Below are 13,607 nucleotides of genomic sequence, written 5' to 3' on the forward strand. Positions count from 1 at the left end.
TCAACCTCAAAATCCTGACAGTCTCGCTGCCGAGCCCGCTGCGCTTGGCACTCCAGATCGCGGCCGCCCCCGGCACGACTGTCCAGGTCCAGGTCCGCCCAAGCCTGGCAGCCGGGGTGCCCTGGGAGGATTGGGGTGAGCCGGTTGCCGTCACCAACGCGCTCACCACTCTGGAAGTGCCATTGGAAGCGTTTCCCCAACAGGCCTTCTTCCGCGTGGTCGCGCGCTGAGGGCAGGGCAGCGGCGGCATCCTGCTCCGTTGCGCCAAGTGCGGCGCGCTCCCGGCGTGAGAACCACCCGGGTCGGGGAGATCCCTTGCCGGCGGCCCATGACCCTGGTCGCGCGTCGCTGCCCGTTTCGGCATCGGGTTGTTGATGTGCCCCGGCTGTGACTGAGCGCGCCCTCTTGCTTTCGGACTTTGGCCGGACGCCTTTCCGGCCGCGCAACCGGTTTTCCGGGCTGCTGGCGGGGGCGCAAACGCGCAAGGATGTCTCCTGCACGGCTGGAAGTCCGGCGGTCGTGCTTCGCCGACGGGAACGCTCCTGTGATGCGCGCTCAACCGACCGGCCGGCGTCTGCCCGGGCCAGCCGGTGGGTCTGCTGATGACACGAAGCCTACGCGCCTCAGTCCTTGCGCCTCAGAACCACGAACCAGGCGGTGTAGTTGGGCGCGTTCCCTCCCAGGACCAGCATCTCCGATTTCGGAAGCTTTTGGCTGATGCGCCCCACACGTTTGCCCTTGCCGTACAGGGTCAGCTCGACCTGCTCGTCCTCCAGTAGCCGCACCCGAATCTCGCACTCTTCGCTGAGCGTCACCGTCCGCGGCTCCTGCTGGGACACTGTGAATTCCTTCCGATTCACTTCAAAGTAGTGCGTCCACTTGAACGGAAGCTCCTTGAGCTTCCGGGCCACCTGTTCCTCGACCGGCTTGTGCCGTGGATCCGGAGACTTGGGGTCGTTGGTTCCCCAGATGAGCTGCGCCTCCAATCTGAATTCGCCGGCCAGGGCAGACAGGCCCAGGCAACACACCAGAAGCGCGGCAGCCAGGCCGGCCGGCCGGAAACTGCGGATTGAGAAAGCCACGGGTTTCATGGGGTGGGGGAGCAGGGAAATCATTCCTCGGCGGGCCATGTGAACCAGACCAGCGTCAGACCGCGCGCATCGTCGCGGTAGGTGGTGGCCGCGCTGTCTGCCAGCGTCAGGTGAAGCTCCGGATAGTCGGAGGGCGCCGAGTCGGGTTGTCGCAACGTGACCGCCAGGGCCAGTGCCCCCAGAACGGCCACCGGCGCCAGCCAGCGTCTCCACGCCCGCAACACCTCCACCCAGGACCCGCCCCGGACGACAGCCGGCCCGCTTTCCGCCCGCTCGATGGCCCGGGCGATCTTCGACCAGTAAAACTCCCGGCTTTCCGGAAGCCGGATGGCACTCTCGTCGAAGTGCCTCAGCGCATCCCGGACGTGCCGCAGCCCCTCCAGCAACGCTCGCGCCTCGGGATCCCGGGCGCAGCGGTCTTCACAGGCGCGGCGGTCCGCCTCGGACAATTCGCCGTCCAGGCACGCCTGGATTTGAAGCATTTCCTCACGCGTCATGACGGATCTTTCGGTGCATCCGGTTCATTTTTCAAATCGGCCAGCAGGGCTGCAAGGCGACGCCGGGCGTAAAACAACCGCGACATGACCGTTCCCAGCGAACATCCCATCACCTCCGCAATCCTGCGGTATTCCATGCCTTCGAACTCGTGCAGAATCAACACCGTCCGGTGCGCAACCGACAGCCGGCCCATGGCCTCCCAGATCCGGGCCTGCAACTCCGCCCGCTCCAGGCCGGCGGTGGGATTGAAACTCACCGGCGGCATCAGCCGCTCGATGTTTCCCACCTCCTGTTCGATCGCCTCCAGCGACTCCGCCCCGGAACGTTTCTGCCGTCGCAGGTGGTCCAGGCAGAGGTTGATCACGATCCTCGTGATCCAGGTGGCGAAACTCGAATCGCCCTGGAACTGCTGCAACCTTTGCCAGGCCTTGATCCATGCCTCCTGGGAAAGATCCACTGCATCCTGTTCATTGCGCAGAATGCTCAGCGCACGGGCATACACCTTGTCACGGTGCCGCGCCACCAGTTCCTCGAACGCCGCCAGCTCGCCACTCTTGGCGGCAGCCACCAGCGCCTCGTCCGGCATCGAGGAAAGGTCGCGGTCGCTCGACATCTGTTTGGACGCCGGAGAACCTCCGGCTATTCAGCGGGTTACAACCGGCCCTTCGTACTGGGAACAATGCCCTCCAAACGCGGATCCCTCTGGCAGGCCTGGTCCACCGCCCGGGCAAAGGCCTTGAACAGCGCCTCCACCACGTGGTGCGGTTCGTCACCGTACAGCAGCTCCAGATGCAAATTGCAGCGGGCTTCGTTCGCAAACGCCTGAAAAAACTCACGGGCCAGCCCGAACCGGAACGCGCACGCACCATCCTGCTGCTTCCACTCCGCCGGCAGCCGGGCGTAAGCCAGATCGTTCAATCCCCGCCAGACCAGATAGGGACGACCGCCGAAATCCACCACACACCTCGCCAGGCACTCGTCCATCGGAACGTAGGCCTCGCCGGTGAAGGGATTGCGCGGGTCGAACCCCGTGCCGTATCGGCGGATCCCGGTCTTGTCCCCCAGGGCCTCCCGAAACGCCTGCCCCAGCGCCAGGCCGCAGTCCTCCACCGTGTGATGCGCGTCCACCTCCAGATCCCCCCGGCACCGCAACGTCAGATCCACCACCGCATGCCGCGCAAACAGCTCCAGCATGTGATCGAAAAAAGGGATGCCGGTCTCGACCCGCGCCCGCCCGCGCCCGTCCACATTCAGGCTCAGGAGGATCCGGGTCTCGCGCGTCTCCCGCCGTACACGGGCCTGCCGAGGTTTCATCGCAGGCATTTATGAAGTTGCCCCCGCCCGGACTCAAGGGGGAAAACCATCCTTGCCCGGCGGGAGCACTCACCGGCCCGCCTGCACCCGCAGCAACGCAGCCTGCACAAAACCCCGGAACAACGGATGCGGTTGATGCGGCTTGCTCAAAAACTCCGGATGATACTGACAGGCCATGAAGAACGGGTGGTCCCCCAACTCGATCAGTTCCACCAGCTTCCCGTCCGGAGACAGGCCGCTGAATACCATCCCCGCCCGTTCAAACGCCTCCCGGTACTCGTTGTTGAACTCGTACCGGTGCCGGTGCCGCTCGTGAATCAGAAAGGCCCCGTAAAGCTGCGCCGCCCTCGTGCCCACCTTCAATTGGCACGGCTGCGCCCCCAGACGCATCGTCCCGCCTTTCCGCGTGATGCGACGTTGCTCGTCCAGCAGCGCGATCACCGGATGCGGCGTCTCCGGATCGAACTCCGTCGAATGCGCCTCCCTCAGGCCGAGCACGTTCCGCGCAAACTCGATGCACGCAACTTGCATCCCCAGGCACAGCCCGAGGTAGGGGACCTTCCCCTCACGGGCAAATTGTACGGCACGAATCTTCCCCTCGATCCCCCGCTCGCCAAACCCACCCGGCACCAGGATCCCCGCCAGATCCTTCAACAACGGTTCGGGCCCGTGCTTCTCGATCTCCTCCGCCTCGATCCGCACAATCTCCACCCCGCAGTCGTTGGCAATCCCGCCGTGGCTGAGCGCCTCGTAGACCGACTTGTAGGCGTCCTGCAACCCGATGTACTTGCCCACGACCCCGATCCGCACCCGGTGTTGCGGGGCAATCAGCTTTCGCAGGATCTCCTGCCAGTGACTCATGTCCGCCGGGGGCCTCTCCAGATGCAGCAGCCGACAAACCAGATCGTCCACACGCTCCCGCTGCAGCATCAACGGCACCTCGTAGATCGAATGATCCACGTCCTTCTCCTCCACCACCGCCTCCACCGGCACGTTGCAAAACATCGAGATCTTGTGACGCACCTCCTTCTCCAGAGGCCGTTCGCACCGGCAGACGATGATGTGCGGCGCAATGCCGATCTCGCGCAACTTGGCCACCGACTGCTGCGTCGGCTTCGTCTTCAACTCCCCTGCCGCCTTGATGTAGGGCACGTAGGTGACATGGATGAAAATCGCATTGCCCGGGCCCACCTCGTGGGCAAACTCCCGAATCGCCTCCAGAAACGGCAACCCCTCGATGTCACCCGTCGTCCCGCCAATCTCCGTGATAATCACATCCGCTCCGGTCTGCTGCGCCAGCAACCGGATCCGGTTCTTGATTTCATCCGTCACATGAGGGATCACCTGCACCGTCTTGCCCAGGTACTTCCCCTCCCGCTCGTTGTTCAACACCGTCTGGTACACCTGGCCGCTGGTCAGATTGTTCAACCGCGTCAGCTTCGTCCGCGTAAACCGCTCGTAATGGCCCAGGTCCAGATCCGTCTCCGCCCCGTCATCCAACACGTACACCTCGCCGTGCTGATAGGGACTCATCGTCCCGGGATCCACGTTCAGATACGGATCGAACTTCTGCAGGGCCACCTTCAGACCCCGGTTCTCCAGCAGCGTCCCAAGGGCCGCCGCTGTCAGCCCCTTGCCCAGCGAACTGACCACGCCCCCCGTGACAAAGATGTATTTCATGACTCCTTCAAATCCCGGTCGTTCCCTCCGCGTCCGCGGCCGTGCCCCCGGCCAGCAACGCTTCCACACGAGCCACATCCTCCGGCACGTCCACACCGGCGCCCGAGGCGGCCACCCGCACCACCCGGATCACCACGTCGTTTTCCAGCGCTCGCAATTGCTCCAGTTTCTCGGCCTCCTCCAGCGCAGACACCGGCCACCGTACCAGCCGGAGCAAAGTCTCGCGCCGGTACCCGTACAAACCCAGATGGCGAAGAAAACCGAAACGCGACAACACCTCCACCGCCGCCGCACCCTCGGCCCCGCGCACGAACGGGATCGCATGCCGCGAAAAGTAAAGCGCCCGTCCCGAACGGCTCACCACCACCTTCACCACATGCGGATTGTGCAAATCCAGCGGATCCGTCAACGGCGCCGCCGCAGTGGACATCTCCGCCGTCTCCAGAGCCGCCGCCACCGCATCGATCGCCCCGGGATCCACCAGCGGTTCATCCCCCTGGATGTTCACCACCCCGTCGCACTCCAAACCTTCAACCACCTCCGCCACCCGATCCGTCCCGCTCGGATGATCCCGACGCGTCATCGCCACCCGACAAAGCCCCTCCGCCACCCGCGCAATCCGTTCATCGTCCGTCGCCACGATCACTTCCGCCAGCCGCCGCGCCTGCCGGGCCCGTTCCACCACATGCTGCAACAACGGCTTGCCGGCAATCCGTACCAGGGGCTTGCCGGGAAACCGCGTCGAGCCGTATCGGGCAGGAATGACGCCCACCGTTTTCACGCCCCATTCTTCTATCCAACCCCCCGCACCGACGCACGGAAGAAATCAAACCCCGCACACCCCGCCTGCCCAAACCCTGACCCGCAACGAAGCGCGATCGCCGCCGGCCCTCGAGCACCCAGCAAAATGAAGTGCAGCCTCGACGCCCCCCGGCCCGCATGGCCGGTTGTCCCACATCCGCCTTGGGTGGCCTCCAATCCCGGTCCCCTCCGTCAATCGGCCCCGCGGCACCGGGCGCCGTGCCCCGCGAACCCGGCATCGGCAGCCTCGGGAAAAATCTCCCCAAGCCAGGCATGCGCCACAAGGCGGGGGCGGGCGCGACCTCGCAAGCAGCCGGAACGTCGGCCCCGTGAATCCCATGCCTCTTCGCAAAATACCCCGCGCCACCTGCGCGGGACAACCTTGCGCCAAACCCTCCCGAACCACGCGCCTCCCGCACCTACCGGGCCGGCGACGCCCCCACACTGCAGACACTCCGCCTGTCAGGCTCCCCGGTGGAGCGCCGGCGGCCGGGTCCTCCGCGGACCATCACTGCCATGGAGCAGCGGCATGACCGGGGCCTGCACACGCACGCTCCAAGGTGCCCGCAAAGCCGCCCCCTCATCGTCCGGAACAGCTGCTGTCCCCAACCGACAAGACCCTCCAGACCGAACCGCGCCGCGCACTTCCGGACACCGCCGCGTCGGGGCAGGGGACGGCATGCGAACCCCCGCCCGGGCATCGCTGACCCAAGCGCGCCCTCCGGGACGGCCCGTCGAACCCGCCCGGGTCCGAGCCGAACGGATGATCCCGCGTCCCGGAGGACGCGCGGGAGGTGCTTCGGCCGGACGCTGAGCGTTACCTCCTGCCCGGACTCGGATGACTCCGCGTCTCGACGAGCCTCCAGCCCTGCGCCTGTCCTCCACCGGGACCGCGTGGAGAAGCCATGTCACCCGTGCATCCATCGCCGGGACCGGTCGGCATCCCGCCCGCATGGCATCTCCACTCGCCGTCGCCTCCTTCCGCACCACGCGACCTTGCCTCGGATGCCACACGCCCAACCTCTCGCCACCCACCACTCCTGACACCAAAACGATCCGAACCGAATCCCCATGACCCCACCGGTGCACAGGTCCTATGCGCCGCCGTTCACCGCTCAGACTTGCCCGCACCGAAACCTGCCAGGCAACCTCGGACCTCACCGGGCCACCGGACCCTCTGCCAAACAGGACCCGCAGAGGCACCCGGGAGGACGCCCACGGTTTCAATAAGGCATGATCGTCTTTGTCACAGGCAGCGACACGGGTGTAGGCAAGACCGTTCTCGCAACGGTGTGGGTCCGGTACCTGCGCAGTCAGGGCCGGCGCGTCGCCGGACTCAAACCCTTGGCCTCCGGCGGACGGGCTGATGCCCGGCTCTTGTGGAGAGCTGCAGATCGAGTGCTGCCGCTCGACCAGGTCAACCCATGGTGGTTCCGGCCACCGCTCGCTCCCGCCGCAGCCGCACGCCAGGCAGGTGTGGACCTCGACATGTCCGCCGTCGCCCGCCACGTGCAGCAGATCGCCGGCCAGTTCGACTGGGTCGTTGTGGAAGGTGCTGGCGGGCTCCTGAGCCCCTTGGGACCCGGGTTCGACAACCGCGACCTGTTGATCGCCTTGCAGGCCGTTCCCATCGTCGTCGTCCCCAACCGGCTCGGCGCGGTGAATCAGTCCCGGCTCGTCGCTGAAGCACTCGACCGACCCGGCGTGCCCTTGCCCTGGTGGGTCTTTATGAATCCGCCGCGACCGCACCCGGCGACGCGAACCCATGCCGACCTGCTCGCGCCGTACCTGCCCGCCGAACGAATCCACCTTTTCCCCTGGCTCGGAGACTTTCCCGGCCTGCTGAACAGAGGCTTGCCCCGCAAAGCAGAGACGATCTTGGAGCGACTGACCCGATCCTTGGAGACCCAACTCGGACGCCCGCCGGACTCAGGAAAGAAAGGCCGTTGATCACCAGACCGCCTCAGGATTCGTGACCCCTGCCGATCCCGAGCAGCCGTGAAAGCTGTCGCTTTGCAGGAGCCTGCTCCGTCGTGCCCGCAAATACCCTTCCTCTGCACAATCCCGCCCCGCCGGCCAAGCCGCGCCTTTTGGTGGTGGGGAGGAGTGATGATGGTTTTTGTTGGTTTTCTCGGCGAAAATTTTTTCTTGACGGGTGGGTGGGTTCTGGTAGAGACAGCAGCGACAGTTCCCATGAACTCGGCGTGGCATGAGGCTGTGTTGAGCTCGGTTGCACAACCCACCCGGTGCACAACCCACCCGGTTTACAACCACGCCGGGCTGAACTCAGGGCTGCGGGTTTTCCGGGTTTGTTGTCTGCTGCTGTCTTCCCTCCGATTTTTCGGGCGGCTGTGCCGATTCATTTTGGGTTTTTTCCCGAGCGAACCTTTTGCAGTGCGCCATGGGTGGGTGGGGTGGGTGCTGAGTTTTCCGATTGGGCGGTGTGGGATGCGGCTGGCTTGGACAGGGGTGAGAGAGGGCGCGGTGCGTGAGGCCGGAAATGTTTGGGTAGGTGGCCGCGGAGAGCCCAAGCGGTTGCGAACCCGGGTAAGAAACTGAGCGGTCGGGTTATGCTGTGGGTGCACTGTTTACTGAGGGTTTGCCTTCTGTCCCGTGCCGGGAGTGGGTGTAAGGAGTGGCTTTTTGGGAGGCAAGGCAAGTTGAGAACCGGAGTTGTGGCGATGAAGCGCAGCGATGGGGAGGCGAGCATGAAAGCGATGGCATGGATGGCGGTGGTGGTGAGTGTCCTGGGGCTGAGCGGGCTGGCGGCGCAGGAAGGGGTGCTTTCGGGGCAACCGGCCGAAGGCCGGCGGGTGGCTGGTGCTAAGTTGGATCCGGGGAACGTACAAGGTCCATGGGTGGATGAGGGGCAGGCTGTGTTGTGGCGGCGTGTGACCGGGTCGTCGGGTGTGACCAACGGGCCTGTGGGCGGGGAGAGCTGGGAGCTGGTGGAGCGGCCGCGGATGCAGCTGGGGTTGAAGGGGGGTCGCGGTGTGGCGTTGGGCAGCCGGCACGGGGTGCGTGTGGGTCGGCTGGGTTCGGCCGAGGGTTTGGTGGAGTGGGAGGTGGCCGGGGCTCGGACGGTAAGGGCGCGGCCTGTGGCTGTGGTGTTGTACGAGGCGGATCGGGAGGAGAGCGTGGTGGTGGGGCGGTTTGTGGATCGTGTGGGTTTGGGGAGTGTGGATGGGGTGGTGATATACACGAATGCATTGGAGGGCTTGCGGGGTCGGGTGCGTTTGCGTGTGGGGGAGAACTGGGTTGAACAGGACGTGGTGTTGGAGGGTTGGTTGGATCGGTTGCCGGCCGGGTGGCAGGAGGGGCGGACATGGTTGGAGGTGTGGACGGAGTGGTGGGGAGTGGAGGCGGAGGTGTTGGAGCGTGTGCCGGTGCGATGGGCGGTGGGGCCGGAGGCGGAGGACGAGCTTGTGGAGTTGGGTGGGTGGCGGTTGGTGAGCGGGCGTGCGTTTGGTTGGCCGGACGGGGAGGCGGGAGGCTGGGTGCCTGTGGCCAAGCAATGGGTGCGCGGGGAGGATGGCCGACAGTACCTGGTGGAGCGGTTGCCGTTGGTGTCGGTGAAGCAGCGGCTGGAGCGGTTGCCGCGAGTGCGTGGGACAGGTGCGTTGACGGTGCGGCCGGGTCGGTGGGAGCCCGGGCGGGTGCCGATCGGGCCGGTGGCTGGAGGGGCTGAGGCGGGGGAGTCTGTACGGTTGCTGGCGCGGTTGGAGGAGCGGCAGCCGGGTTTGGTGTTGGACTGGTTGTTGGTGGGGCCGGTGCCGTTGCCTGCCGGTTGTGTGGCTTGGTGGCCGTTGGCCGGGGACGGAGCCGACGTGGTGGGTGGGCATACCGCGGTGGTGCAGGGTACGGTCAATTGGGAGGCTGGAGCGGTGGGGCGCGGGCTGGGGCTGATGCCCAGCAACCATCTGAGCGTGGCGAACGCCACGGGTTTGAATCCGACTGGCGGACTGACGCTTGAGGGGTGGGTCAGCCGGTCTGCCGGGTGGTACGGGGTGTTGCCTGTCATTTGCAAGGATGGGCCGGGTGGCCGGCAGTACAGCTTGGTGGTGTGGAGTAATCGTGTGGAAGGGGGTGTGAATTTGAGCGGGACGGGCTGGGTGGGCGTGACGGCGTGGGGCACGCTGGCGGTGGATCAGTGGCATCACGTGGCGCTGAGCTGGGACGGGCAACGGCTGCGGTTGTATGTGAACGGGCAGTTGCGCGGGGACGTGGCGGCGGCGGGGACGCTGGTGACGACAACCCAGCCGGTGACGTTGGGCGCGGCGCCCGGCTGGGGTTGGTACGGCAACGGCCGTTTGGACGAATGCGCGGTTTACAACCGGGCGCTGTCGGCCTCGGAGGTGTTCGGGATTTATCAGGCCGGTGGTGCGGGCAAGGTGTGGCCCGGTTGTGTGGCGGCGCCTGCTGGTTTGGTGGCGTGGTGGCCCGGGGACGGAGGGCCGTGGGATCTGGCGCGGACGAATGCGTTGCGGCTGCGCAACGGGCTGGGCCATGCGGCGGCGGTTGTGGGAGGCGGGTTTTTGTTTGACGGTGCCGACGACGGTGCGGACGCCGGGCCCGAGAGTGTGTTCGACGTGGGGGTGGGCGAGCCGTTGAGCGTGGAGCTGTGGATGCGGCCGGAGGTGAACCAGACCACCTACGGTGTGATGAGCCTGGTGGGCAAGCGTTGGGCGCCGAACGGGTCCACGGCCCTGGGTTGGGAGCTGTTTCTGATCAACGGTCGTTTGGGGGTGCAGATCGCCGACGCGGGCGGGTATGCCAATTTCATCAGCAGCGGGTCGGACCTGAGGGATGGCGGCTGGCACCATGTGGTGTGGGTGCTGGACCGGCAGGCCGCCGACGGGGGCCGGTTGTACGTGGACGGGTCGTTGTTGATGACGTTCAACCCGACGGTGCGGCCGGGCAGTCTGGCCAACGGCGATCCGGTGCGGGTGGGTGTGCATCCGCAGGGCGGCTTCAACGGCTACTACAAGGGCGGGTTGGACGAGGTGCGGATCTACCGGTCGGTGCTGAGCCTGGCGCAGGTGCAACAGCTCTATCAGAGCGGGCCGGGCGGGGTGTGCAAGACCGACAGCGACAATGACGGGCTGAGCGATCTGCAGGAGGGCTGGCTGGGGACCAATCCCGGCAGCGCCGACAGCGACGGCGACGGTGTGGGCGACGGTCTGGAGGTGGTGCAGGGACGCAACCCGCTGGGGGCGGGAGCGGCCACCGACCCCGGACAGGTTCAACTGCAGGTGTGGCGGCCGTGGTGAGAAGGGAGGTGCCGGATGAAAGGAAACAAGCGACTCGGAGGGCGTATGAGCAGCTTGAAGATGGTGGTGGCGATGGCGGGGCTGCTGGGCATCCAGCTGGTCGCCCGCGCACAGTGTCCCAGCATTACGCCGCATGCCGTGTTCGGAACAGCGACCCGGGACAAGGTGGGATATCTTTCAGTATCTGGCCCAAGTTGCGACGAGTGTCCGAAGCACTATTACCTCACCCTGTATCAGACTGGCAGCGACTGGCAAATGAGCCATGCTTTTAATAGGCCTTATAGCAGCACCTCGTACCTCGAATACCACAGGCAGTGGACCAACTCATACGTGGTAGACCCCGATCGGGATCAAAACGGGAACATCCGCCCGGATATGTGCGACCCGCTGACGATGTATTATACGTCAACCTCGTCCTGGTTTGGCAAACGTACTAACTACTGGAACCTTGGTGGCCAGGTCTCTACCACCATGTGTATTGAGGACACCAATGGCACAACGCCACCCGGATGCACGGTTGAGCCGGTGTTTGCGGACGATTACATCAGAAGTATTAGCGATCCCATTACCATCCAGGACGTGGATTCTTGCCTGCTCAAAATCTCAGTTGTCGCGTATTACGCCAGTACGAATAGCGAGTTGTTCTCTGCGACCGAGGCAGTCACGAACGTTTTCCACGCCTGGTTGGCCGATGAATACACCACCGCCCGACTGCAAGAGCGCGTGGAAGCCCTGTCTTTGGAGCGCCTGCCCGACTTTGCCTCCGATTCGGATGGGGAATGGCAAACGCCGTGGACGAGTGTGGAACTGGCGGCAGACCAGAGCTGCGCCACTGCGACCCGCTGCCGCTGGCGGGCGCGCGTGCGCGGAACCATCGAGGGGGAACGCTACCGGATTCGCTGGACCGAGGTTCGCTACCAGGTTGCTGACGGAAAAACCAGCGAAAGCCGCCGGGAACAAAGCGCCGTGGTTGAGGCGCCCGGCACGGAGTGGTGGTTTCCCCAGGACGGTTCGCAGGTGCTCGATCTGCCATCCTGGGTCCAGGGTAGCTGTAGCGATGGCAGCAGCGGCTTCCATTTGATCCGGCTGGAAGACTTCACCATCGAATGGGTGGAGAGCGATCCGCCGCCGCCGGGCAACGGACCGGGGCCCGGCGGCTCCGGTGGAGGCTGCGGCGGCCGAGGCGGCGTTGGAGCAAGCGGGTTGGTCGGCATGGGTTGCAGAAGTTGCGGCACGGATCCGGAAGAGTGTGGGCATGAGCCCCACTTCATTTTGAGCATGGGCCGGGCCGAGGGCGGCGGAGATGCGGGCGGTTTTTACAACGGCGGCGGCCTCGAGGAGCTCTTGGATGTTTACGAACTTCTGTTTACCGGCCAGCATGGCCAGGGCGGCGTGTCGAACTACACGGTCGACGTGACGGAGACCTTCGGCGGTCAGCAGGTCACCCGCACCCGGCTGTCGCAGGTCGTCGCCCCCGAGGCGGTGGCGAATGTGGATCCGCTGAGCAACGGGGCCGGCTACCAGATCAGCTTTTACAAACGTGCCGCGCTCACATCGCAGTTTGATTCAGAACTGGGCCGGTATGTTTTGCAGAATCCCGAGGCGAACCGGATTGTGACCTGGACGATCGAGAACCCGGATGCCGGCACGGCCACCAACCGGGTGCGCATCCGGGAGAGCCGACCGGGCGCAGCCGAGCGGGTCTGGCTGTACACCTACGACGAGCAGGAGGGTCGGTGGACGCTGCTGATGCCCGATGGCCAGACCGAACGGCGTTCCTGGCAGACGTTCACCAACGCATCGGACGGTTCGCTGCTGCGGACGCTGAAGGTGCAGTGGCTCTCGAATGGCCAGCTCCAGCACCAGCATGAGTGGGTTTATCAAAAGTTCAGTTGGGGCGAGGGGCTGGTGCAGGAGACGGTCGGCGCCGGTTCCGACGCGCAGACCACCACCTACACCTATCATGACCCCGGCTCCATTCCTTTTGTTCCCTCCGCCCATCGGCCGCCCCTGCGGCGGACAGTCCGGCCCGATGGGAGCTGGGAGGAGATCGTCCAGTACGACTCGGAGGGGCGTCCCTTGGAGGTCCGCTCGGGGCGCCTGGATCAGGCCCCCGACGAGAACCTGAGCACCTGGCGGACCGTTCAGTACGACTACACCCCACTGGACCCCGCCGATGACGGGTCGGTCCAACCGCAGACACCGCGCACGACGGTGGAACTTGTTGACGGGTGGGAGGTGGCCCGAACCTACACTGTCTATTCGCCGACGGGCACGGTCACCCTGCGCGTGGCGGTGCCCGGGCAAACCTACGCCCAGGCCCTTCAGGACAGCCGGACAGAAAAGAGCATCGTGGTAACGGATCCCCAGAGCGGGCGCACCGTGCGGGTGCATCATCCCGATGGCACCGTGACGCTCTACCAGCGGACCGAACAGGGCGGCACCGTCACCGAAACCACGAGCACCGGCCAGCCGGATGACCCGAACGCCCCTGCGAACATCGTCAACGGTCAGCGTACCCGCATTGTGAAAGGCGCCCACGGCGAGGTGACACTCGAACAGACATATCGCATCGTGAACGGGCAGGAGTGGCTGCTGCAGCAACGCGTCTACACGGGCTTTGACGACTTCCACCGGCCCACCGAGGTGAGCTACCCTGACGACACCACCGAGACGTTCAGTTACGACTGCTGCGGCCTGGCCTCGCAGACGGATCGGGAGGGTGTCACCACCATTTATCTCTACGATGCGCTGCGGCGGCCCATTGGCCATACGCGCAATGGTGTCACCTGGTCGAACCGCCTGGACGCGGCCGGTCGGGTGCTCGTGCGATATCGCACCGGCCGGGACGGCACCACGCTGGTCCTGGAACGCAACCAGTACGACACCGCCGGCCGGCTGATCCGCCAGACCAACGCCCTGGGCGGCGTGACCACCTGGACCTACGGCACCA

9 protein-coding genes and 1 pseudogene are annotated in these 13,607 nt (G+C 65.4%); 4 read left to right on the forward strand and 6 right to left on the reverse strand.

What is annotated here, in order from left to right; translation table 11 throughout:
• Positions 1-230 (forward strand): hypothetical protein (locus tag ACPDIX_RS14800; RefSeq protein WP_423432576.1); only part of this gene is annotated, 230 nt, incomplete at its 5' end.
• A gap of 393 nt (positions 231-623) precedes the next feature.
• On the opposite strand, the gene ACPDIX_RS14805 is transcribed toward ACPDIX_RS14800, so the two are convergent.
• From ACPDIX_RS14805 to kdsB, 6 genes are all read right to left on the reverse strand, one after another.
• Positions 624-1,091: a hypothetical protein gene (locus ACPDIX_RS14805; protein ID WP_423432577.1), complete on the reverse strand. Its 468-nt coding sequence runs from the start codon at positions 1,089-1,091 to the stop codon at positions 624-626.
• 20 nt (positions 1,092-1,111) lie between these two features.
• Entirely contained in the window at positions 1,112-1,588 is a 477-nt protein-coding gene (locus ACPDIX_RS14810) for a hypothetical protein (protein WP_423432578.1), read from the reverse strand.
• Positions 1,585-2,202: an RNA polymerase sigma factor gene (locus ACPDIX_RS14815; RefSeq protein WP_423432579.1), complete on the reverse strand. Its 618-nt coding sequence runs from the start codon at positions 2,200-2,202 to the stop codon at positions 1,585-1,587. The genes ACPDIX_RS14810 and ACPDIX_RS14815 overlap by 4 nt, the downstream gene beginning before the upstream one ends.
• A 38-nt stretch (positions 2,203-2,240) precedes the next feature.
• Positions 2,241-2,903 carry an imidazoleglycerol-phosphate dehydratase HisB gene (hisB, locus tag ACPDIX_RS14820; protein WP_423432580.1) on the reverse strand — a complete coding sequence of 221 codons (663 nt, stop codon included), beginning with the start codon at positions 2,901-2,903 and terminating at the stop codon, positions 2,241-2,243.
• 69 nt (positions 2,904-2,972) lie between these two features.
• Entirely contained in the window at positions 2,973-4,583 is a 1,611-nt protein-coding gene (locus tag ACPDIX_RS14825; RefSeq protein WP_423432581.1) for a CTP synthase, read from the reverse strand.
• A 7-nt stretch (positions 4,584-4,590) separates the two neighbouring features.
• Positions 4,591-5,364, reverse strand: a complete 774-nt coding sequence (gene kdsB, locus ACPDIX_RS14830) for a 3-deoxy-manno-octulosonate cytidylyltransferase (protein ID WP_423432582.1) — start codon at positions 5,362-5,364, stop codon at positions 4,591-4,593.
• Positions 5,365-6,617: 1,253 nt separating this feature from the next.
• On the opposite strand from kdsB, the gene bioD reads away from it, so the two are divergent.
• From bioD to ACPDIX_RS14845, 3 genes and pseudogenes are all read left to right on the forward strand, one after another.
• Complete coding sequence (gene bioD, locus ACPDIX_RS14835; protein ID WP_423432583.1) at positions 6,618-7,334, forward strand: dethiobiotin synthase; 717 nt, start codon at positions 6,618-6,620, stop codon at positions 7,332-7,334.
• Between the two features lie 758 nt (positions 7,335-8,092).
• Positions 8,093-10,654, forward strand: a complete 2,562-nt coding sequence (locus ACPDIX_RS14840; protein WP_423432584.1) for a LamG domain-containing protein — start codon at positions 8,093-8,095, stop codon at positions 10,652-10,654.
• Positions 10,655-10,699: 45 nt separating this feature from the next.
• Positions 10,700-13,607, forward strand: a pseudogene (locus ACPDIX_RS14845) (hypothetical protein); the annotation flags it as partial.

Source organism: Limisphaera sp. 4302-co, from assembly GCF_049537155.1.
Lineage (GTDB): Bacteria > Verrucomicrobiota > Verrucomicrobiia > Limisphaerales > Limisphaeraceae > Limisphaera.